We start from the raw sequence: 22164 nt of genomic DNA on the forward strand, positions 1-22164 counted from the left end.
CCGGACGCCGGCCTACAGCCAGTCCGGGTCCGTCTCCAGTACGACCGTCTCCCGCGCCGCCAGCAGGTCGAACTGCGGCCCCGTGCGGGGAAGCTCGAAGCGGAAGAAGTACCGTGCCGCCTGCCGCTTGCCCCGCAGGAAGGCGTCGTCGGGTCCGGCACCGGACGTGGCAAGGAACTGCTCCAGCCAGATCCAGGCCACCACCACGTGCCCGACCGCCTCCAGGTACACGGACGAGTTGGCCAGTGCCACCGTCGCCTCGCCGCTCTCCCACAGGCGTGCCGTGGTGGCGGGCACCCGCTCCCAGCAGGTGCGCAGGGTCGCCGCCAGTTGCGCGGACTCGCCACCGGCGTCCTCGGCACGGCGCAGCGTCTCCTCGACGGCGGCGCCCAGCGCGTGCAGCCCCTCGCCACCGCCGCGCACCACCTTGCGGCCCAGCAGGTCCAGGCCCTGGATGCCGTGGGTGCCCTCGTGGATCGGGTTGAGGCGGTTGTCGCGGTAGTGCTGCTCCACGTCGTACTCGCGGGTGTAGCCGTAGCCGCCGTGCACCTGGATGGCCAGGCTGTTGGCCTCCAGGCACCACTGCGACGGCCAGCTCTTGGCGATGGGGGTCAGCACCTCCAGCAGCAGCCCGGCCCGGGCCCGTTCCTCCTCGTGCGCGGCCGAGTGCTGCTCGTCGACCAGCTTCGCGCAGTACAGCAGCAGGCCCAGCGCGCCCTCCACGTACGCCTTCTGGGCCAGCAGCATCCGCCGCACGTCGGCGTGGTCGACGAGGGGCACCTGCGGGGCCTGCGGGTCCTTGCCGCCGGCGCCCGTCGGGCGGCCCTGCGGCCGTTCGCGTGCGTAGGCCAGGGACTTGAGGTAGCCGGTGTAGCCGAGGGCCATCGCTCCTGCGCCGACGCCGATGCGTGCGCCGTTCATCATGTGGAACATGTATGCCAGGCCCCGGTGCTCCTCGCCCACCAGGTACCCGACGGCGCCCGCCGCACCGCCGGGCCGGTGGCGGGCGCCCTCGCCGAAGTTGAGCAGCGTGTTGGTCGTGCCCCGGTAGCCCATCTTGTGGTTGAGCCCGGCCGGCACCACGTCGTTGCGCTCACCGGCCGAACCGTCGGGGGTGACCAGGTACTTGGGGACGATGAACAGCGAGAGCCCCTTGACGCCCGCGGGGCCGCCGGGGACGCGGGCGAGTACCAGGTGGACGATGTTCTGGGCGAGTTCGTGGTCGCCGCCGGAGATCCACATCTTGGTGCCGAACAGCCGGTAGGTGTCGTCCGCCTGCCGCTCGGCGCGGGTGGTCACGTCGGCGAGCGAGGAGCCCGCCTGCGGCTCGGACAGGCACATGGTGCCGAAGTACCGGCCCTCCAGCATGGGCCGCACATAGGTGTCGACCTGCTCGGGCGATCCGTGGGCGCACAGCAGCCGCGCGTTGCCGAGTGTGAGGAACGGATAGGCCGAGGTGCCGATGTTGGCCGCCTGGAAGAAGGCGAAGCAGGCGGTGGTCACGGCGTGCGGCAGCCCCATGCCGCCGGAGTCCTCGTCCATGGCGGCGGCCAGCAGCCCGGAGTCGGCGAAGACCTTCAGCGCCTCGGCCACGTCGCCGTGGGTGTGCACCCGCTCGCCGTCGAACCAGGGCTCTTCCTGGTCGTTGCGCTTGTTGTGGGGGGCGAAGTGCCGGGCGGCGATGCGCTCGCTCAGCGCGAGGGCGTCGTCGAAGGTCTCCCGGGAGTGCTCGCGGTAACGGGCGCGCCCGGTCAGCGCGGCGACGTCCAGCCAGTCGTACAGCTGGAAGTCCAGGTCGCGGCGGGAGAGCAGCGGTACGGGTGCGGCCATGGTGGTCTTCCGATCCCGGGGGACAGCGAGCAGGGGACGCCACGACGATGTCTAAGCGCTTGCTTATGTTCGTCGCCAGGTGCCTTCCGTGTCAACGGCTCCCGCACCTCGCCGAGGCCGGCCGCTCCCGCGCCCCCCGGCTACGGCTTGCGGGCCACACCGGCGTAGAACGTCAGCGTGCCCTGGGGTGGTTGTCCGCCCCCGGTGCCGGGGCGGCACAGGTGGGTCATCGTCAGGCCCGGTTCGAGCAGTTCCAGGCCGTCGAAGAAGCGGGCCACCTCGGCGCGGGGACGCAGCGTCAGCCTGGTGCCCAGGCGCGTGTAGATGTCCGCTGCGCCGACCGCCCGGTCGGACACGTCGCGGTCCGGCAGGGCGTTTCCCCCATGGGTGGAGCACAGGAAGCTGCCCGGGGCGAGCGGTTCGAGCAGCGCGGCGACGATCTCGTGGGGCCTGCCGCGTCGGGGACGAAGTGCAGCAGGGCGTTGGCCGACAGCGCCACCGGGCGGCTCAGGTCCAGGGTGTCGCCGACCTCGGGGGAGTCGAGGATGCTGCCGGGGTCGGTGATGTCGGCGTGCAGGTAGGCGGTGCGGCCCTCGGGTGTGCTGTGCGACAGGGCCTGTGCGTACTGGAGGACGATGGGGTCGTTGTCGGTGCAGACGACGCGGGCGTCGGGGGCGACCGACTGGGCGACCTGGTGCAGATTGGGCTCGGTGGGGATGCCGCTGCCGAGGAACTGCCGCACCTTGTGGCCGTCCGCCAGGGCGCGGGTGACCCGGTGCATGAAGTCCCGGTTGGCCCGCGCCGCCGTGACGATCTCCGGCAGCGTGTCGACCACCGCCCGGGCGGCCTGCACATCGGCCTCGTAGTGGGGCTTCCCGCCCAGGAAGTAGTCGTACATCCGGGCCGAGTGCGGCCGGCCGGTGTCCCTCATCGATGCGCTGCCCTGTTCGAGCACCGTTCCCCCTCCGCTGTGGTGCCCTCCCGCCCCCGGGGTCAGGGCTTGCGTGCCAGCCCGGCGAACATGCTGGGCTGCCCCTCCTTCAGCTCCGCGGCCTGGCCCGGCTCCGGGCGCCATTCGTGGGCCATCACGAGACCCGGCTCCACCAGCTCCAGACCGCCGAAGAAGCGGGCGATCTCGGCACGGTCACGCAGCCTCAGCGCCGTCCCGCCCTTGGCGTAGATCTCCTCCACCTGTCCGCCCAGCTCCGCGAGCGACGAGTCGTCGACGTCGGCCGTGGCGTGCGAGAGGCACAGGTAACTGCCGGACGGCAGCTTGTCGAGCAGGCCCTTGAGGATGTCGTAGGGGCCCCACTCGTCGGGGACGAAGTGGAAGAGCGCGTTCACGGAGAGCGCGACCGGACGGTCGAGATCGAGGGTGGAGCGCAGCTCGTCCGAGTCCATGATCGTGGTGGGCCTCGCGGCGTCCGCCTGCAGATAGGCGGTACGGCCCTCCGGCGTGCTGTGCAGCAGGGCCTGCGCGTACTGGAGGACGATCGGGTCGCTGTCGGTGTAGACGACGCGGGCGTCGGGGGCGACCGACTGGGCGACCTGGTGCAGATTGGGCTCGGTGGGGATGCCGCTGCCGATGTCCAGGAACTGCCGCACGCCCGCCTCGGAGGCCAGCCAGCGGGTGGCGCGGATCATGAAGTCGCGGTTGGCGCGCGCCATGGCCCCGGCGAACGGCACCGTGTCGATGACTGCCTCGGCCGCCTCGACGTCCACTTCGTAGTGGGTCTTGCCGCCCAGGTAGTAGTCGTACATCCGTGCCGAGTGCGGCTTGGTGGTGTCGATCCCGGGGAGGTGTCCCTCTGCCGTCATGCGGCCTCTCCGTTCTCCGGTCCCATGGGTGGGGCGCCGCGCCGCGTGGGAGCGCCGCCCGGCGGTCGTCTCGGTCAGTCGGAGGCGAGCAGGAAGTCGGCGACGCCCTGCTTGGCACCCTGCAAAAAGGTCTCGAACTCGTGAGTCGTGTAGATCAGCGCCGGTCCCTCCGGGTCGGTCGACTGGCGCAGGGCGACCCGGCCGTCGCCGAGCTTCATCGCCTCCACGCAGCTTCCACCGTTGGTGCCGCTCCACGGCTTCTGCCAGCCCTCGGAGCCGAGGTTCTTCGCCGGCATGCCGTTGTATATGTGGGGGCGGGTGTGGCCTGTGTGACCCATGGTTCTAAAACTCCTTGCGGATCTCACCGAGGACGGCCTCGGTGTGTGGTACTGGCGCAGCCTGCGCGCCCATGCGGTCCAGCACCTCCAGATAGGCGGCGGTGTCCGGTCGCTCGTCCAGGTAGGTGGCTCCCGTCAGGCTCTCCGTGTAGACGATGTCCGGGAGCTCCGGGATGTCGAAACGGAAGAGCTGGAAGGGCCCGAACATGCCGGGGTGGGCACCCGAGCTGAACGGGATCACCTGGAGCGTGACGTTCTGGTGCCGGGACATCTCGATCAGATGGTCGATCTGCCCACGCATGACCTCCGGGGAGCCCACGTGGCGCCGCAGCACCTGCTCGTCGAACACGGCCCACAGCACCGGGGCCCTGGAGCCCTCCAGCAGCCGCTGGCGGCCCATGCGCAGCTGGACGCGACGGTCCAGCTCCTCCTCGTCGGCGGACGGGAACCCGGTACGCAGCAGCGCACGCGCGTACTCCCGCGTCTGGAGCAGTCCGGGCACACAGTGCGGCTCGTACGCCCTGATCAGGCTGGCCTCTCCCTCCAGGCTCACGTAGAGGCTGAACCAGGCGGGCAGGACATCGCGGAAGCTGTGCCACCAGCCCGGCTGGTTCGCCTCCTCCACCAGGGAGAGGAAGGAGGCCGCCTCCTCCTCGGAGAGGCCGTACATCTGCAGCAGCTTCTCCACGTACGGCGGCTTGAGGCCGACCTCCGCCTTCTCCATGCGACGCACGGTGGTCGTGTTGACACTCAGTGCGTGTGCGGCGTCGGTGAAGGAGTAGCCCGCACGCTCCCGGAGGTCGCGGAGTCGCAGCCCGAGCACTATCTGCCCCACGGTCGGCGCGGAACGGGCCTCGGCCACTACTGCCTCCTTGACGTGCCTGTCCAGGCGGGACCTTGTGCGTCAGCAGTGTGCCATGGCTCCCGTGCAGCGACCATACTGCCCATCCGATTCTGCGAATTGCAGAACTCCTCTTGCCATCTGTCAGTGGGCGGGAGCATAGTGAGGAGCGTGACCCAGCTCATGTGGCTGCGGCACCGGAGCCGCACCTCTTCGCCCGCATGGTCGGAAGGCAGCCTGCCAGCGACAGCCTTCCGGCCCTCGTACGCGTGCGTCGGCGTCCCCGGACCCCGTGCGGAAGGCATGCCGGCAGCCGTCCTCACCCCCCACAGGTAGACGGAAGGCGATTTTCCCGTGGCCTCCTCGCATCCCCCTGCACCGCTTCCCCCGCCCCCCGTGGCCACCGTGCCCGCCCAAGTCCGGCGGGAGGGACACGGCGCTACCCGGCAGGAGGGATTCGAGCTCCCCGCCCACACCTCCTCCGTCGCCCGCGCCCGCGCCCACCTGCGCAGCCACCTGTACCGCTGGGGGCTGACCGAGGACCTCGGGCACACCGCGCAACTGGTGATCTCGGAGTTCGTCACCAACGCCGTGCTGCACACCGACACCGGCCGCATAGGGTGCCGGCTCCATCTGAACGGCAGCCGGCTGCGCATCGAGGTCGCCGACGAGGGCACGCAGACCCGCACCCCTCAGCCGCGCACCGCCGATCCCGACGAGGTCAACGGCCGCGGACTCCAGCTCGTGGGTGCGCTCGCCCAGCGCTGGGGTGTCTCCGCCCGGGGGACCCGGTGCGGCCGCGTGGTCTGGGCGGAGCTGGGAACCGCCGGCATCGCCTGAGCCGGCCAGGCGGCGGCGCTCCGGCGCGACCGTCCTCTCCCGACTCCTCCCGGTATGTGCCTGCCCTTGTGGCAATTTCCCCACGTGACAAGGCGATTGACGTGGTCTGGACCGGTCCCGCCGTGTCATGCTTCCCGCGATGGCAGGCGCACGTGCTGGCAGAGTGCGTGATGCACGGGGAACACGTGGGGCACGGATGCGGGAAGAGCTGGCCGGGGCGGACGATCTCGGAGTGGACGTCACCATTCCGAGCGTGTCCCGGATGTACGACCACTATCTGGGTGGCAAGGACAACTACGCCGTCGACCGCGAGGCGGTCGCGGAGCTGGACGCGCGTGTGCCGGGCACCCGCGCGCTCGCGTTGAACAACCGCAGCTTCCTGCGGCGTGTCGTGCGGATCCTGGCCGAGGACTACGGGGTGCGCCAGTTCATCGACCACGGGTCCGGTCTGCCCACCCAGGAGAACGTCCACCAGGTCGCCCAGCGCGTGGACGCGCGGGCTCGCGTCGTCTACGTCGACAACGACCCCATCGTGCTGGCCCACGGCCGCGCCCTGCTGGAGGACAACTCCCGCACCGCGGTGGTCCAGGCGGACATCCGGGACACCGACGCCGTGTTCGGCAGCCCGGAGGTGGCCCGCCTCATCGAGAGGGACCGACCGCTCGCCCTGCTGTTCGTCTCCGTCATGCACTGTCTGCCCGACGGTGCCGATGCAGCCGACCCGGCCGCCCTCGTCCGCCGGGTCATGGAGCGGGTACCTTCCGGCAGCTTCCTCGTCCTCAACCAACTGGTCAGCCACGACGCCGGAACCCGCGACTGGGTCACCGAGTTCATGTGCCGCAGTACGGGGGGCGGGTGGGGCCGTGTCCGCGAACCCCACGAGGTCGCGGCCTACTTCGCGGGACTCGATCTCCTCGACCCCGGCCTGGTCGAGATATCGGAGTGGCGACCGGACTCCGAGCTGTGCGGCCTCCGGTGCACGGAAGACGTGTGGTTCGAGTTCGGGGGAGTCGCCCGGAAGCGCTGAGAGCGGCCGACCGGCGGGCAGCGGCAAGCGGTTGGGCCTGCCGTTCCTGCCGGTGCTGCGGGTCGGCGGCGGTCAGCTCGTGCACGTACGCGACTACGCCGGTGCCCTGCGCGGAGTCTCCGAGACGGGGCGGCACGCGATGCCTGCGCCGCCGGACCGGCCGGGTGGCCCGGCTCTTCAGTACTCGCTGAGCAGCTTTTCCAGGAACGTCAGTGTCCTGGCCGGTGGTTCGGCCATGGCACACAGGCGGTCCATCACGACCAGGTAGCCCTCCACCTCGTCCCGCTTCTCCAGGTAGAGGGAGCTGGTGAGCTGCTCCAGGTAGACGATGTCGGGCAGATCGGGTTCCAGGAAGCGCAGAATGGTGACCGGGCCGCCGGCCGCCGCGAGGCCACCGAGGCTGAAGGGGGCGATCTGCAGCGTGACGTTGGGCCGTTGCGCGATCTCGATCAAGTGCGCGATCTGGTCCCGCATCACCTCGCGTGTGCCCAGCGGCCGGCGCAGCGCCGCCTCGTCCATCACCGCCCACAGGCGCGGCGCGTGCGGCCGGTCGAGGATGGCCTGCCGCTCCATGCGCAACTCGATGCGGCGCTCGCTGCGCTGCGCGTCGTCGCGGGGGTGGCCGAGGCGGATCACCTCGCGCGCGTACTGGCGGGTCTGCAGCAGGCCGGGGATGAACTGGACCTCGTACGTGCGGATGATCGAGGCGGCCTCTTCCAGCCCGATGAGCCGGTCGAACCACGGGGACATCACGTCGCTGTACTTCTGCCACCAGCCGGGGTTGCCCGCCTGGCGGGCGAGGGCGAGGTACTCCTCGCGCTCCTGCGCGTCCCACACCTCGTAGAGCGTCAGCAGATCGGCGACGTCCCGTTCCTTGCAGCCGACCCGGCCCAGCTCCAGGCGGCTGATCTTGGCGTGCGAGCCGCGGATGGCATCTCCCGCGTCCTCCCGGGAGATGCCGCGCTCTTCGCGCAGCTTGCGCAACTGCGTGCCCAGGACGATCCGCAGAATCGTCGGACCGCCCCTGGGGCGCTCCAGGATGCGTCCGGGCGACGCCTCGCGCCGCTGCTGTCCTGCCATCGCGCCCGCCTTGCTTCCCTGAGTGACTGTCCGGGCGCTCAGTGTCCCATCCCGCTCACCGGGCGTACAGCCATACCGGTGACGTGACCGGAACCGAGCGGCGGGTGTGGCCGACTGCCGGGAGGCGGGCCGCGGCAGGCCGGGCAGGCCGGAAAGGGGACCGCGGCAGGCGAACCGCCGCCACACGTCCGTGTCGTGTGGCGGCGGCGCCGCGGGTGGTGCGTCGTGACCGTCAGCGGGCCGGTCGGTGGGTCAGACCTGACCGTCCAGCAGGTCGTCGAAGTCGCCGTCCTTGGCGCCCTGGACGAAGGCCGCGATCTCGGCGGGGGTGTACACCAGCGCCGGCCCCGACGGGAAGCGGGAGTTGCGCACGGCGACGCCCTGGCCGGGGAGCGTGGCCACCTCCACGCAGTTGCCGTTGGGGTTGCTGCGGCGGCTCTTGCGCCAGACCGCACCGTCGATCCGGGTGGCTTCGATGCCGTTCTCGATCTGCATGTACGTCTCTCCCTACGTCACTTGCGTTCCCCCGTAGCGGTTGCGACGGGTGAAGCCTCTCACAGCGGGACGTGCTTGCAGATGTACTTGCAGATGTACTTGCAGAATCAGTTACGGACCCGCCACAATGCCCGTCGTACTCCACGCAGGAGTCCCCATGGGACTCAACTCCACTTACGGGCAACGGAGTTCACGATCTTCCGTCCGTCTACAGGAGCTCCAGTGACCACACCAGGCACCGAATTCCCCTCCGCGGCGGCGGACCCGGTGAACGACGGTTCCGACTGGGACAACCCGCTGACCAGGCTGCTTCTGCTGCTGGAGATCGCCGAGCGGCCCGACTGGCTCCGCGATCTCGCCCCCGCCGGGCCCGGCTCAACCGCGCACGGCCTCGGGTAGCTCCCGGGCGAAGACGAGCTCCAGCCCGGAGACGGCCCGGGTGAGCGCGACATAGAGCCGCTGCGGTCCGCGCGGTCCGCTTCCGGCGATCTCGGCCGGCTCCACGAGGACGACACGGTCGTACTCGAGCCCCTTCGCGGACTCGGCGGCCACGACCGTGACCCGGGCCGAGGCGTCGCCCCCGCCCGGCTCGGCGGTGCCGATGTCCGCCGCCGCCAGCGCCCCGCGCAGCGCGGAGACCCGCGCTCCGTCGGCGATCACGGCGACGGACCCCTCCCGGCCCAGCGCCGCCCGCACCCGCTCGGCGACGACCCGCGGGATCTCCGCCGGAGAGGCCACCCGCACCCTGGTCAACTCCCCGCCCGGGCGCAGCGACCGGGCTGCGGGCACCCGCACCCCGAGCGAGGGCAGCAGCCGGTTGGCGACCTCGACCAGGCCCGTCGGCACCCGGAACCCGGTGGTCAACGGTGTGATCACCGCATCCGTGGCGCCCAGGTGCGCCAACTGTTCCGGCCAGTCGCGCGCCGCCCAGGGCGTGGTGCCCTGCGCCAGGTCGCCCAGCACGGTGAGCGACCCGAACCGGCTGCGGCGCGCCAGCACCCGGCACTCCATGGGGGAGAGGTCCTGCGCCTCGTCCACCACAAGGTGCGCGAAGCTCTCCGCGGGGTGCGCGATCAGCCCCGCCGCCTCGTCGAGCAGCAGCAGATCGGCCGCCGACCAGCGTGCCGTGCGCGCGGTACGCGGGCGGCGCCCCGGCCACCGCAGCGCCGCCTGCTCCGCGCCGGTCAGCAGCCCGTCGGACGCCGCCGCCAGCGTCCTGGCGTCCCCCAGCAGCCGGGCGACGACCTCCTCGGGCCCGACGCGTGGCCACACCGCGTCGAGGAAGGCGGTGACCTCCCGCTTCCTGCCCGTCCGGCGCAGCCACTCGCCGCCCGGCGGGCCGCCCCGGCGCTCGGCGCGGTCCCGCAGCAGCGCCACCGTGCGTGCCCGTATCCGCTCCCTGCCGACCTCGTACGGAGGGTCCTGTGCGAGCGTCTCCGCGACGAGAGCGCGCAACTCGTCCTCGTCCAGGCGCCAGCGGTAGGAGCCGTCGGGTACCGCCAGCGGGGTGTCCGGGAGACGTACGCGTGCGTACAGGGCGCGGCGCAGGACGGCGGCCATCCGCACGTCGTGCTTCAACTCGACGGCTTCCGGCGGGTCCTGGGCCGTCACCGGCTGCTTCGGCAGCAAATCCGCCACCGTGCACTGCCGCACACCACCCTCCCCCAGCGCGGGCAGGACCGCGCGGATGTAGTGCAGGAACGCACGGTTGGGCCCCACGACGAGGAGTCCACCGCGTGCGATCCGGCGCGGGTGGGTGTAGAGCAGGTAGGCGGCGCGGTGCAGTCCGACGGCGGTCTTGCCGGTGCCGGGCGCGCCCTGCACGCAGACGGAGCCCTCGGGCCCGGAGCGCACCAGATCGTCCTGCTCGGGCTGGATGGTGGCGACGATGTCCCGCATGGGGCCGACGCGCGGGCGCTCGACCTCCCCGGCCACGATGTCACTGCGCAGCCCGGGCACGAAGGCGCTCTCGTCGGCGCGGCCCGCCGCCGGGGCGGCCAGCGGCTCGTCCTCCAGGCCGGTCAGGTCGTCGGCCGTGCCGGTGGCGTCCGGGTGCCAGCCGAAGCGGCGGCGGGAGCGGACGCCCTGCGGGGCGCGAGGGGTCGCCTGGTAGAAGGCCCTTGAGACGGGAGCTCGCCAGTCCAGCACCAGAGGAGGCGCCGAGGGGTGTTCGCTGACGCGGCGTCGGCCGAGGTAGTAGCGCTGTCCCCGGTGGTCGCCCGCCTCCTCGCCGGCGGGTCCCTCGTCGCCGAAGTCGAGCCGCCCGAAGAACGGCGGCCCGTCGGGCTCCTCGCTCACCTCCTTGGCGAGGCCGCGCAGAGTGCGGCCCAGCGCCTCGGCGCTCGCTCCGTCGGCGGCCACGCCCTCCGCGGCACTCTCGCCGGAGTGCCGGCCGGTGAGGATGCCCGCGCCCTCCGCCACCCTGCACCGGGTGGCGGCGTCCGTGCGGTCCAGCGCGGCGCGGCAGCGGTCGGTCCAGGCGCGCTCGGCGTCCAGTTCGGTCTGCGGCGACATGCCGTCGCCGGCCTGTTCCCCCGTCATGGGAAGGCTCCTTACGCATCCGTGTCGGCAGTGGTCCCGTCCGGCTCCCGCTCCGCGGTGGCCGGGCCGCTCAGGCGTACGGCGTCAGCCCGGTGCGCAGCAGGGCGAAGGCGTGCCGGGCGGCATCGCGGGCACCCGGGTACGCGTCATCGGCGCGCGCCCCCTGTGCGATGCGGGTCCAGTTCCCGGTGGCCAGCACCCGGTGGGTGGTGACGATCTGGCCCGCCGCCAGCCGGGCGGTCAGCCTGTCGTGTGCGTCCCCGCCCCCGTGGGCGGCGAGTTCCTCGGCCAGCGCCTCCTCGGACCGCGCCGTGTAGGAGTGCAGCCGTGCCACCAGGCTCGGGGTGCCGTACAGCAACCGGTGGAAGGCCAGTACCTCCTGCTCGTCGCAGAGCCCGGTGACCGGGTCCCGGGCCGCGAGCCCGGCGAGGAAGTGCTCCTCCAGGGCGGTCAGCGGCGGTTGCCCCGCAGCGCGCGCGGCGACCACCCGGGCGGCCTCGTCCTCGTGGTCGGCGAAGCGGTGGAGGGCCATGTCCTCCTTGGTCGGGAAGTAGCGGAAGAGGGTCGGCCTGGAGACCTCGGCGGCCTCGGCGATCTCGGAGACGGAGACGGCGTCGAAGCCCTTGGCCAGGAAGAGGGTCACCGCCGCGTCGGAGATCGCCTGGTGGGTGCGGCGGCGTTTGCGCTCGCGCAGCCCGGCGGGGGGTTCGCTCATGGGGCGACCGTACCAGGAAATGTAACTGAGTTAAATTCGTATCTGCGTCTCATTTCCGGGCCGGGGTCAGGGATGGTGCCCCGCTTCCCGCGCTCCCTTTGCGGGCCCCGTGGCGTGCTGCTGTGATGGAGCGGAGCGCCCTCACGGCGCGGGGCGTGCCACTGCGAGCCGGGCGGGGGCGGTGGGCAGTCAGGACAGGTCGCGACCTGCACTGCCACTCCGCGGCGGCCGTACCGGACCCTCACCGGCCGGCCGCCGCGGAGGCGCCGGCGCACCGACCACCGAGCGGAGCTGCCATGAAGGCCCTTCAGTACCAGCAGATCGGTGAAGCCCCCGTCCTCATCACCGTGGAGGACCCCGAACCGGGCCCCGGACAAGTGCTGCTCCAGGTCACCGCGGCCGGAGCCTGCCACTCGGACTTCGCCGTCATGGGGATGACCGCCGAGCAGCTCCGCTTCCCCCTCCCGCTCACCCTCGGGCACGAGGGGGCGGGCACGGTCGCGGCGCTCGGGGAGGGGGCGAGCGGCGTCGAGGTGGGGGAGTCCGTGGCGGTGTACGGACCGTGGGGCTGCGGTGTGTGCCACAACTGCGCGCAGGGCAAGGAGAACTACTGTCTGCGGGCCGCGCAGGAGGCCATCTTTCCGCCCGGCCTGGGAGCGCCCGGTGCGATGGCCGAGTATCTGCTCGTCGACGACGTACGCCACCTGGTGCCGCTGGGCGACCTCGACCCGGTCACCTCGGCGCCGCTGACCGACGCGGGCCTGACCCCGTACCACGCGGTCAAACTCTCGGTGCCCAAACTGGTCGCCGGCACCACCGCCGTGGTCATCGGCACCGGAGGGCTGGGCCACATCGGTATCCAACTGCTGCGGGCGATGACCCCGGCCCGGGTCGTCGCCCTGGACGTGGCGCAGGAGAAGCTCGAACTCGCCCGCGCCGTCGGGGCCCACGAGACGCTCCTGTCGGACACCAAGGCCGCCGACCGGATCCGGGAGCTGACCGACGGTCAGGGTGCCACGGCCGTCTTCGACTTCGTCGGCGTTCCGCCCACCACCGCGCTGGCCGGTCAGAGCGTCGGCATCGAGGGTGACGTGACGCTGGTGGGGATCGGTGGCGGCTCGCTGCCGGTCGGCTTCGGCATCCTGCCGTACGAGACGACGGTGCGCTCCCCGTACTGGGGCAGCAGGTCGGAGCTGGAGGAGGTGCTGTCCCTCGCGCGCCAGGGTGCGCTGGACATCCATGTCGAGCGCTTCGGGCTGGACGAGGCGCCCCGCGCCTACGAACTGCTGCACGAGGGCAAGATCGACGGCCGCGCGGTGATGGTGCCCTGAGTCGTACCCGGGGGGAGGGCGAGGGACGGCAGGGTGGTGCCGCCCGTCGCGGCACCCGGCTGCCGGCCGGGGCACCGCGCCTTCTCCCGTATCCGCCCCGTGTGTCCGACACTGGCGGGGTACCCGCCCCTGACGCGAGGACGCCCGAGGACGCGAGGAGAAGAAGGCCATGTCGCAGACCAACGACCGCCCCGACCACCCCTCGGCGCCCACGGCCGGCCGTGTGGTGGTCGGTGTCGACGGATCCCCGCACTCCCTGCGCGCCCTGGACCGGGCCGCCGACGAGGCCGCCCGCCGGGGCGCCGACCTGGAGGTTCTGTGCGGTGCCGTGCCGCCGAGGCGCAGCGTCGTTCCCGAGACCGACACCGACACCGAGCGGATGCGCCGGGCGTGCCGGGAAGTGGCCGAAGCGGCCGCCCAACAGGCCCGCGAGCGGGCGCCCGGACTCACCGTCACCCCGGCGGGCGTGCGTGAACCGGCCGTCGAGGCGCTGGTGCGGGCCAGCCGCACGGCCGATCTGACGGTGGTGGGATCCCGCGGGCGCGGCGGCTTCCGGGGGTTGCTGCTGGGCTCGGTGGGGCTGCGGCTGGCCGCTCACGCCGCCGGTCCGCTGATGGTCGTGCGCGGCGAGGCGCCGGAGCCGGGGGGCGCCTCGGCGGGCCCGACGGTGGTGGGGCTGAAGTGGTCGGGGGCGACGCAGCCGGTCGAGTTCGGCTTCCGCGCCGCACAGTACGACGGCTCCACTCTGTGGATCGTGCACGCCTGGAACTACCCCACGCTGCCCGGGGTGGCGCTGAAGCTGTCGCCGAAGGAGCCGTCCGAGGCGACGCGGCACGCGGAGACGTTCCTGGCGGAGACCGTCGGACCGTTCCGTGAGCGGTACCCCGACGTGGAGGTGCACACCGAGCAGCGCCAGGGGGCTCCGGCCGAGCACCTCATCAAGCTGAGCGAGGGGGCGCAGGCGATCGTGCTCGGGGTGCGGCGTGCACACCGGCGCCTGGGTCTCCAGGTGTCTCCCGTGGTCCACGCGGTCCTCCAGCACGCGGCCTGCCCGGTGATCCTGGTGCCGGTGGTCTGAACCGTCCCATTCTTGGAGGTTCCTCCGAAATCGGGAGGGCCGATCGTGTGGTTCTGTACGATAGAGGCCGCACTGCAACGCGCGTAGAGTCCAGGGACGTCCTGGTCAGGACCCTGCAAAGACGCACGTCGCACCAGAGAACCACGCACGGAGCCCCACCCATGGCAGTTCGTCCCGGCGTCGCCGACGCCGACGGCGCCGCACCGGCGCCCTCTCCGGCCTCTTCGGCCGACTCCTCCGCCACCGCCCCGGCGACCGCCACCGACGAGACTGTCGAGTCGCGCGGCATCGAGCCCGTGCCCGACCACGAACGGCGCGGCCGGATCCGCGAACTGTTCCCCACCTGGGTGGCCGCCAACATCAGCGTGCTGCTGCTCACCATGGGCGCGGGGCTCGTCGTCTTCAACGGCCTCAACTTCCTCCAGGTGCTGCTGGCAGCAGCCGTCGCGGGAACCGTCTCCTTCGGCCTGGTCGGACTGCTGTCCGTCTCCGGCAAGTGGGGCGGCGCTCCCGGCGCGATGCTTTCCCGGGCCACCTTCGGGGTGCGGGGCAACTACTTCCCCGGCATGATCCTGTGGGTCGCCCGGTTCGGCTGGGAGACCATCAACGCCGTCACCGGCGCCTACGCCGTGCTCACGGTGCTGGACCTGCTCTTCGGCATCAAGAGCAGCACGCCGCTGATCGTCGTCACCCTGCTGCTGTTCGTGGGCGTGACGTTCCTGGTCAGCGGGGCGGGCCGCAAGGTGCTGAACATCTGCAACACCTGGTCGACCTACCTGTTCGGTATCTTCACGGTCCTGGTGCTGGTCTACCTGGTGACCACGATCGACTGGGGCCAGGTCTTCTCCCGGCCCGCCGGCGGGACCGCCATGTTCATCGCGGGCATCGGCACCGTCGCCGCGGGCGGCATCAGCTGGATCCCCACCGGCCCCGACTTCGCCCGCTACCTGCCGCACAGCGCCCCGGGCCGCCGCATCTTCGGCACCACCGTCTCCGGCGCGCTGCTGGTGCTGGTGCCGATGGTGCTGATGGGCGGCGTGATGTCGTTCGAGCAGCCGGCGCTGGCCAAGACGAACGACCCCGTCTCCTTCCTCGGCGAGGCCCTGCCGGGCTGGCTGTCGGTGCCCTACCTGATCATCGCCCTGATCGGCATGGTGCTCATCAACAGCCTCTCGATGTACTCGGCCGGCTTCACCGCGCAGACCATGGGCGTCAAGCTGCCCCGCGCCTCGGCGGTCTCGATCAACGCGGTGATCAGCCTGGTCGGCGGCCTGCTGCTGATGCTGGTGGCGAAGAGCTTCTACGGCTCGTTCATCTCCTTCCTCTCGCTCCTGGCGGTCTCCTTCTCCGCCTGGGTGGGCGTCTACGGCGTGGACATGCTGCGCCGCCGCGGCAAGGCCGTCCGCTACGACCCGGCCGGGCTGCTCGACACCTCGCCCACCAGCCGCTACTGGTACGTCGGCGGTTTCTGCTGGCAGGCCATGACGGCCTGGGGCGTCGCGCTGCTGCTGGGGCTCGGCTTCACCAAGTGCGAGTGGTTCGCCGGTCCGCTGGTCGACACCTGGATCGGCGAGAACGGCCTGGGCTGGGCAGCCACCGTGCTGTTGGCCGCCGTGCTGTTCGCGGTGCTGCCCGCGCCCCGCGAACAGGAGACCGGCGCGATCCGGGAGCGGCAGCCGGCCGGCACCTGAGCGCCGGGCCGGGACGCGGAAGCCGCCCGCATGTGCGTGAATGGACCTGGGCAGGCCGGGCAACCCGCCCGGCGGGGCCGCGGCCACGCCGGGCGAGCCGGCCCCTGTGAGTGAGAGCCGACCCTGAGTGAGAGCCGAGGTCGCACAGTGAACAGCGCGCACGTCCCCACCGTCCTGCTGAACAGCGGAACCGAGATGCCCCAGCTCGGGTTCGGCGTCTACCAGGTGCCGGACGACGAGGCCGCCGAGACCGTCTCGGCGGCCCTGGCGGCCGGCTACCGCAGCATCGACACCGCCTCCCTGTACGGCAACGAGGGCGGCACCGGCAAGGCGCTGCGGGCCTCCGGCGTCCCCCGCGAGGAGCTGTTCGTCACCACGAAGCTGTGGAACACCGACCAGGGCCACGACCGTGCCCTGCGGGCCTTCGACGACTCGTTGGAGCGGCTCGGCCTCGACTACGTGGACCTCTACCTCATCCACTGGCCGGCGCCCGCGCAGGACCTGTACGTGCAGACGTGGCGGGCGCTGGCCGAGATCCACGACAGCGGCCGGGCCCGGGCGATCGGCGTCTCCAACTTCGAGCCCGAGCATCTGACGAGGCTGTCCGAGGAGACCGGGGTGGTGCCCGCCGTCAACCAGATCGAGCTGCACCCGCGCCTCCAGCAGCCGGAGCTGCGCGCCTTCGACGCCGAGCACGGCATCGCCACCGAGGCCTGGTCGCCGCTGGGCCGCGGCAACGGCGTCCTGGACGATCCCGCGGTCCGCAAGGCCGCCGCCAAGCACGGCAGGACACCGGCCCAGGTGGTGCTGCGCTGGCACATCCAGCTCGGCAACGTCGTCATCCCCAAGTCCGTCACCCCCTCCCGTATCCGGGAGAACCTGCAGGTCTTCGACTTCGAGCTGGACGGCGACGACCTGCGGGAGATCCGGCGACTGGAGACCGGAACCCGCGTCGGCCCCGACCCGCGCACCCTGTCCTGATGGCCACGGCCGCCGACGAGCAGTGCGTCTTCTGCAAAATCGTCGCCGGGGAGCTGCCCGCCCACCGCGTCCACGAGGACGGCGCCGTGGTCGCCTTCCTCGACCAGCGGCCGCTCTTTCCCGGGCACACGCTGGTCGTCACCCGCGCGCATCTGGAGACGCTGGCCGACCTGCCGGAGGAGACCGTCGCCCCCTACTTCGGTGCCGTCCGCCGTGTCGCCGCCGCCGTCGAGCGCGGCATGGCGGCCGACGGTACGTTCGTGGCGCAGAACAACCGGGTCAGCCAGTCCGTGCCCCATCTGCACACCCACGTGGTGCCGCGGCGGTTCAAGGACGGGCTGCGGGGCTTCTTCTGGCCGCGCCACCGGTACGAGGACGAGACCGAGGCCCGCCGGGTGGCCGCCCGTATCCGGGCGGAGTTCAGCGACGCGGCGGAGGCCGACCACCAGTGACCGCAACCTGGCTGCGGCCCGCCGTCGCGGGGCAGTCGCGGCCAGGGTTCAGGGCAGCAGCGCGGTGACCGCCGCCACCGTGTCCGCCTCCGCGGGGCGCTTGTCGTCCCGGTAGCGGACCACTCGCGCGAACCGCAGGGTGACCCCCTCCGGGTAGCGGGTGGAGCGCTGCACCCCGTCGAAGGCGATCTCCACGACCAGCTCGGGCGGCAGCACCACGCCCCAGGGTCTCTCCTCGACCGCCAGTTCCTGGAACCGTTCGGTCTGCCAGGCCAGCAGCGCGTCGGTCATGCCCTTGAAGGTCTTGCCGAGCATGGCGAACGTGCCGTCCTCGCGGCGCGCTCCCAGGTGGAGGTTGGACAGCTTGCCCGTGCGCCGTCCGCTTCCCCACTCGGCGGCGAGCACCACCAGGTCCAGCGTGTGGACCGGCTTGACCTTCAGCCAGGAGCCGCCGCGCCGTCCTGCCGAGTACGCCGCGTCCAGCGCCTTGACGACCACGCCCTCGTGGCCGCGGGAGAGCACCTCCTCGGCGAACTCGCGTACGGCTGCTCGCGCGCTCGTCTCGCCGGGATCGGACACCGGCACCCGGCGGACCCGCAGTTCCTCGGGCAGCACCCGGGTCAGGGCCGCGTGCCGCTCGGCCGACGGCTGCTCCAGCAGGTCCTGCCCGTCGAGGAAGAGGACGTCGAAGAAGACCGGGTGCAGCGGCAGTTCGCTGCTGGCACCGGCCACATCGAGACGGGAGGCGACCCGGCCGGAGACCTCCTGGAACGGGCGCGGCCAGCCGTTCTCCCGCAGGGCGATCACCTCGCCGTCCAGCACGACCTGCGCCGCGTCGGCCCGGCGGGCGACCTCGGCCGCCTCCGGCAGCCGGTCGGTGATCTCGTCGAGGGTGCGGGTGTAGACCCGTACGTCGTCGCCGTCCTTGTGCACCTGCACCCGGATGCCGTCCAGCTTCTCCTCGACGGCGCACGGGCCCAGCTTGTCCAGTGCCTCGTCCACGTCCTTCGCGGTCTGCGCCAGCATCGGCAGCACCGGCCTGCCCACCTCCAGCCGGAACCGACCCAGTGCCGCGGGCCCCTCGGCGAGCAGCGCCCGGGCGACTCCACCCAGCGTGCCGCCCAGCATCACCGCGCGCCGTACCTCGCCCGGCTCGGCGTCCACCGCCGCGGCCAGCCCCTCGACGGCGAACGCGTCCAGCGCGCCCTGCCGCAGCTCGCCGCCGACCAGCCGCACGAGGAAGAGCTGCTCCGGCCGGGTCGCCGCCGCCATCAGCGCGTCCAGCCGCCGTTTGCGCTCGGCCTGCGCGCCCTTGCCGCCGACCTGCGCGAGACCGGCGAAGGCCGCATCCGTGTCGGGGATCGTCAGGGTGGCTTCGGCGGCGGGGGAGGGCAGCTCGCGCAGGCTGCGCCAGCCCACCCCGGTGCGGCGCTGCGGCAGTCGCCCGGCCAGATAGGTGACGACGACCGGTACCTCGGCCGGCTCGGCCCGGCGGAAGAGCTCGGCGAGCAGGGCGATCTTCTCGTTGCGGCTCGCGGCCTCGGCAATCCGAGCGGACGTCTGTGCGATGTCTGCCAGCAGCATGGCCCCATGGTCGCCGATGCGAGCCGGGGCCGCCCGGCGCAGAATCGAGGGGTGGACCTCCCGGTGATGCCGCCCGTCAAGCCGATGCTCGCCAAGCCCGTCCCGCGGCTGCCGGAGGCGGCCGAGGGCATGCAGTACGAGGCCAAGTGGGACGGGTTCCGCTGTCTGGTCTTCCGGGACGGCGACGAGGTGGAGCTGATCAGCCGGACCGGCAAGTCGCTGGTCCGCTACTTCCCCGAACTCGTCGACGGGCTGCGGCAGCGGGCGCCCCGCCGCTGCGTGCTCGACGGCGAGATCGTGCTGCCCCTCGGCGGCAGGCTCGACTTCGAGGCACTCCAGCAGCGCATCCACCCGGCCGCCTCCCGGGTGCGCCTGCTGGCCGAGCGCACCCCCGTCTCCTTCGTCGCCTTCGACCTGCTGGCGCTGGGGGACACCGACGCGATGGTCCGGCCGCTGTCCGAACGGCGGCCGTTGCTGGAGAAGGCCCTCAGGGGCGTGACCCCGCCCCTCCATCTGGCGCCGGTCACCTACGACCGGGCGGTGGCCGAGGAGTGGTTCGCGCACTACGAGGGGGCCGGGCTCGACGGGGTGGTCGCCAAGCGGCCCGAGCTGCCCTACCGGCCGGGGGAGCGGGTGATGCTCAAGGTGAAGCACGAGCGCACTGCCGACTGCGTGCTGGCCGGGCTCCGCCCGCACAAGAGCGGGCCCGACGCGGTGGGCTCCCTGCTGCTCGGCCTCTACGACGCCTCCGGCGCGCTCCAGTACGTGGGAGCCTCCTCCTCGTTCCCGGCGGCGCGCCGCCGGGAGCTGATGAGCGAGCTGGCGCCGCTGCGGACGGACCGGCCCGAGCGCCACCCGTGGGCCCGCTGGGAGGAGGAGGCGGCGCACGAGGAGGGGCGGATGCCGGGCGCACCCAGCCGGTGGAGCGGCACCAAGGACCTGTCCTGGGTGCCGCTGCGGCCCGAGCGGGTTCTTGAGGTGGCCTACGACCACATGGAGGGCGAGCGCTTCCGGCACACCGTGCACTTCCGCCGCTGGCGCCCGGACCGCGAGCCCGGCTCGTGCACGTACGAGCAGCTCGAACAGCCGGTGCGCTACGACCTGGCGCAGGCGCTCGGTGGGCGCTGAACGCCCGGCCCACTGAGGCTCAGCGGGCCGGGCGCAGCGGATCGTTCCCGGCCGGGGCGGGGAGCCCGGCGGCCAGTGACGCGAAGCAGCTGTCGAGCATGGCCAGCAGTTCCCCGGCCGACGACTCGGCGTCCCACGCCCGGATGGCGGAGCGCAGCACCGTCATCGCCGTCCCGGCCAGCAGGCGGGGGTAGAGGGCGTCGGCGGGCAGCCCGGTGCGGGCGGCGACGGCCTGTGAGAGGGCTTCGGCCATGTGGCTGTTGCTGTGCACCAGCTTGGGCACCAGTTCGGGGTGGGCGCCCAGCAGTTTGCGGCGCTCCCGCCATCCCGCGTCGGCCACCAGGGCGGGGATGGCCGTGCGCAGCGTCATGCGCAGCGCCTCCAGCGGGGGTTCGTCGGCGGGGCGCCCGGCCAGCAGCTCGACGAGCTGTCCGGTGAGCCGGTGGTCCCAGTCGAAGACCGCGTCGTCCTTGGTCTCGAAGTAGTTGAAGAAGGTCCGCGGGGAGACCCCGGCGGCCTCGCAGATGTCGTGCACGGTGACGGCGGCCGGACCGCGCTCCAGGTACAACCGCACGGCGGCGGCGCGCAGCGCCGAGCGGGTCTCCAGCTTCTTGCGCTCCCGGAGTCCCTGGGGGCTTTCGGCGGTGTGCGCGGACATGCGTGCTCCCGTGCTGGTCGGCTGCTCGGTTCCGGCGCCGGCTGTGGCGCTCCCTACAGTAGTGCATTTTTGCAGCGCTGCATTTTTCTGTTAGCGTCACTAATCATTGGCAGTACCACGTACATCGTGACCAGGAGGAGGCGGACCCCAGCCCATGGCGGAACACAAGGCGGAACCGGACAGCGGAGGCAGCGCCTCCGCGCTCCGCGCGACGGTGCGCACCCTGGCGGAGACGCTCTGGTTCCCGGCGTTCTTCTTCACCGGCTTCCTCGTCTGCTACCTGCTGCCCTTCCACAACCCGGTGCCGCACCACGTGGACGTCGCCGTCGCCGGACCGACGGCCCCGCAGCTCGAAGCGGCGCTGGAGCACAAGAGCCCCGGTGCCTTCGACATCCACCAGGTCGCCGACGCGCAGGCGGCCCACGACGCCGTCACCGACCGTGACGCCACCGCCGCCTACGTGCCCGACGCCCACACGCCGCAGCTCTACGTCGCCAAGGCCGACGGCTACTCCCTGGAGTCGGTCCTCCAGAAGACCTTCACCTCCGTCGCCCAGCAGAGCGGCGGACAGCTCAAGATCCACGAGGCCGCCCCCACCGCGTCCGGCGACGGCATGGGAACCGGGCTCTTCTACGTCGTCCTCGCCTGCACCATCCCCTCCTACGTGAGCGTGATGATGCTGCTGCGGGCCACCACGTTCGGGCGGCGCAAGAAGGTCCTCACCCTCGTCGCCATCGGCGTCGTGGAGAGCGTCGTCGCCTTCTTCGTGGCGCGGGCCATGGACGTCATCCCGGACGAGCCGCTGGCCATCCCGCTCATCTTCCTGATGACCCAGGCCGTCTCGCAGACCTCCTACGGGCTCGTACCGTTCTTCAAGCAGTTCTTCCCCGGCGTGGCCATGGGGCTGTTCGTCCTGCTGAGCATGCCCTCCAGCGGCGGCGCGATCCCCGTGCAGATGGTGCCCGGGTTCTTCCGGGCCCTGCATCCCGTCATGCCGATGGGCAACCTGATCGAGGCGCTGCGCGGGCTGTTCTACTTCGACGGCAAGGACGTGTGGCAGCACGCGTGGGTGCTGTGCGCATGGGTGGCCGGCGGCGCCGCCCTCGTCGCGCTCGGCGCCTGGAAGGAGCGCCGCGCAGCCCGCAAGGAGGCCGAGCGGGAGGCGGCGGCCGAACTGGAGGGCGAGCCCGCACAGGCGACCGCGCCCACCCCCGAGCCCCCGGTCGAGGACCCCTCCTTCGAGCTGCCCCGGCCCAGCGCCGTGGAGCCGCACACCCACCGCATGGGCCAGCAGCAGCCCACCCTGACCGGCCGGGTCACCGACGAGGGCGGCCGGCCGCTGCCGGGCGTCGCCCTCACGGTGACCGGCACCCACGGCCGGGAACTGGTGCGGGCCATCACGGACCACAACGGCGAGTACGGCGCGGCCGGGCTGCCCGATCAGTTCGTCAACGTCATCGCCAGCAGCCCCGACCGCCTCGCGGCCGTGGCCCGGGTACGGGCCCGCGACGGCCACCCCGTCAGGCAGGACTTCCGCCTGGACCGCCGCCCCGTCCCGGCGGGCGCCGCGGGAGGGGCCCGAGACTGAGGGCTTCGCGGCTGAAGCCCCCGTGCCCCGCCGCCCCCCGGACGTGGCCTCCCGTCTTGGCGCCCCGTCGTGGTCTCCTGCGACAGCAGTGGCCGCCCGGCATCAGCCGGGCGGCCACTGTCGTGGTGCTCTCCGGGAGGGCGCGGCG

20 protein-coding genes and 1 pseudogene are annotated in these 22164 nt (G+C 72.4%); 10 read left to right on the forward strand and 11 right to left on the reverse strand.

What is annotated here, in order from left to right; translation table 11 throughout:
- Positions 1-12 precede the first annotated feature (12 nt).
- The 5 genes and pseudogenes from H297_RS0124005 to H297_RS0124025 form a co-directional block, all read right to left on the reverse strand.
- A complete protein-coding gene (locus H297_RS0124005) occupies positions 13-1830 on the reverse strand; it encodes an acyl-CoA dehydrogenase (RefSeq protein WP_027739138.1) in 1818 nt (605 codons plus the stop codon).
- A 140-nt stretch (positions 1831-1970) separates the two neighbouring features.
- Positions 1971-2761: pseudogene (locus H297_RS38095) on the reverse strand (SAM-dependent methyltransferase).
- Between the two features lie 62 nt (positions 2762-2823).
- On the reverse strand, positions 2824-3648 hold the full coding sequence (locus H297_RS0124015) for an SAM-dependent methyltransferase (RefSeq protein WP_027739139.1): 825 nt from the start codon (positions 3646-3648) through the stop codon (positions 2824-2826).
- A 74-nt stretch (positions 3649-3722) separates the two neighbouring features.
- Entirely contained in the window at positions 3723-3986 is a 264-nt protein-coding gene (locus tag H297_RS0124020; RefSeq protein WP_027739140.1) for a DUF397 domain-containing protein, read from the reverse strand.
- 4 nt (positions 3987-3990) lie between these two features.
- On the reverse strand, positions 3991-4848 hold the full coding sequence (locus H297_RS0124025) for a Scr1 family TA system antitoxin-like transcriptional regulator (protein WP_027739141.1): 858 nt from the start codon (positions 4846-4848) through the stop codon (positions 3991-3993).
- A gap of 384 nt (positions 4849-5232) precedes the next feature.
- Here H297_RS0124025 and H297_RS0124030 point away from each other — a divergent pair, with 384 nt between their 5' ends.
- Positions 5233-5667 carry an ATP-binding protein gene (locus H297_RS0124030; RefSeq protein WP_064744872.1) on the forward strand — a complete coding sequence of 145 codons (435 nt, stop codon included), beginning with the start codon at positions 5233-5235 and terminating at the stop codon, positions 5665-5667.
- 196 nt (positions 5668-5863) lie between these two features.
- A complete protein-coding gene (locus H297_RS0124035) occupies positions 5864-6694 on the forward strand; it encodes an SAM-dependent methyltransferase (protein ID WP_027739143.1) in 831 nt (276 codons plus the stop codon).
- A gap of 177 nt (positions 6695-6871) precedes the next feature.
- Here H297_RS0124035 and H297_RS0124040 read toward each other — a convergent pair whose 3' ends face one another.
- The gene (locus H297_RS0124040) at positions 6872-7774 is read right to left on the reverse strand and encodes a Scr1 family TA system antitoxin-like transcriptional regulator (RefSeq protein WP_027739144.1); all 903 of its coding nucleotides are present in this window, start codon (positions 7772-7774) and stop codon (positions 6872-6874) included.
- Positions 7775-8026: 252 nt separating this feature from the next.
- Positions 8027-8269 (reverse strand): DUF397 domain-containing protein, encoded by a 243-nt coding sequence (locus H297_RS0124045; RefSeq protein ID WP_027739145.1) that lies wholly within the window; start codon positions 8267-8269, stop codon positions 8027-8029.
- Between the two features lie 222 nt (positions 8270-8491).
- On the opposite strand from H297_RS0124045, the gene H297_RS43355 reads away from it, so the two are divergent.
- Positions 8492-8668, forward strand: coding sequence for a hypothetical protein (locus H297_RS43355; protein WP_158693726.1), 177 nt, complete (start codon positions 8492-8494; stop codon positions 8666-8668).
- Here the strand turns inward: H297_RS43355 and H297_RS0124055 are convergent.
- Together H297_RS0124055 and H297_RS0124060 are read right to left on the reverse strand one after the other, a co-directional pair.
- Positions 8645-10810 (reverse strand): AAA family ATPase, encoded by a 2166-nt coding sequence (locus H297_RS0124055; RefSeq protein WP_027739146.1) that lies wholly within the window; start codon positions 10808-10810, stop codon positions 8645-8647. The two genes, H297_RS43355 and H297_RS0124055, sit on opposite strands and share 24 nt — an antisense overlap.
- 70 nt (positions 10811-10880) lie before the next feature.
- Positions 10881-11525, reverse strand: coding sequence for a TetR/AcrR family transcriptional regulator (locus tag H297_RS0124060; protein WP_027739147.1), 645 nt, complete (start codon positions 11523-11525; stop codon positions 10881-10883).
- Between the two features lie 296 nt (positions 11526-11821).
- Here H297_RS0124060 and H297_RS0124065 point away from each other — a divergent pair, with 296 nt between their 5' ends.
- From H297_RS0124065 to H297_RS0124085, 5 genes are all read left to right on the forward strand, one after another.
- Positions 11822-12856, forward strand: coding sequence for an NAD(P)-dependent alcohol dehydrogenase (locus H297_RS0124065; protein ID WP_027739148.1), 1035 nt, complete (start codon positions 11822-11824; stop codon positions 12854-12856).
- A gap of 169 nt (positions 12857-13025) precedes the next feature.
- Positions 13026-13934, forward strand: a complete 909-nt coding sequence (locus tag H297_RS0124070; RefSeq protein WP_027739149.1) for a universal stress protein — start codon at positions 13026-13028, stop codon at positions 13932-13934.
- A gap of 161 nt (positions 13935-14095) precedes the next feature.
- Complete coding sequence (locus tag H297_RS0124075) at positions 14096-15625, forward strand: cytosine permease (RefSeq protein WP_027739150.1); 1530 nt, start codon at positions 14096-14098, stop codon at positions 15623-15625.
- A 195-nt stretch (positions 15626-15820) separates the two neighbouring features.
- Positions 15821-16606 carry an aldo/keto reductase gene (locus H297_RS0124080; RefSeq protein WP_051352134.1) on the forward strand — a complete coding sequence of 262 codons (786 nt, stop codon included), beginning with the start codon at positions 15821-15823 and terminating at the stop codon, positions 16604-16606.
- Entirely contained in the window at positions 16606-17058 is a 453-nt protein-coding gene (locus H297_RS0124085) for an HIT domain-containing protein (protein ID WP_027739152.1), read from the forward strand. The genes H297_RS0124080 and H297_RS0124085 overlap by 1 nt, the downstream gene beginning before the upstream one ends.
- 48 nt (positions 17059-17106) lie before the next feature.
- Here the strand turns inward: H297_RS0124085 and H297_RS0124090 are convergent, their stop codons facing one another.
- Positions 17107-18642 carry an ATP-dependent DNA ligase gene (locus H297_RS0124090; protein WP_027739153.1) on the reverse strand — a complete coding sequence of 512 codons (1536 nt, stop codon included), beginning with the start codon at positions 18640-18642 and terminating at the stop codon, positions 17107-17109.
- Positions 18643-18693: 51 nt separating this feature from the next.
- Here H297_RS0124090 and H297_RS0124095 point away from each other — a divergent pair, with 51 nt between their 5' ends.
- Positions 18694-19770: an ATP-dependent DNA ligase gene (locus H297_RS0124095; protein WP_027739154.1), complete on the forward strand. Its 1077-nt coding sequence runs from the start codon at positions 18694-18696 to the stop codon at positions 19768-19770.
- 19 nt (positions 19771-19789) lie between these two features.
- Here the strand turns inward: H297_RS0124095 and H297_RS0124100 are convergent, their stop codons facing one another.
- Entirely contained in the window at positions 19790-20428 is a 639-nt protein-coding gene (locus tag H297_RS0124100) for an acyl-CoA-like ligand-binding transcription factor (RefSeq protein WP_027739155.1), read from the reverse strand.
- Between the two features lie 154 nt (positions 20429-20582).
- Between H297_RS0124100 and H297_RS0124105 the strand changes: the two genes are divergently transcribed.
- Complete coding sequence (locus tag H297_RS0124105; RefSeq protein ID WP_027739156.1) at positions 20583-22016, forward strand: carboxypeptidase regulatory-like domain-containing protein; 1434 nt, start codon at positions 20583-20585, stop codon at positions 22014-22016.
- The last annotated feature ends 148 nt before the right edge of the window (positions 22017-22164 follow it).

It is taken from the genome of Streptomyces sp. CNT360, assembly GCF_000424785.1.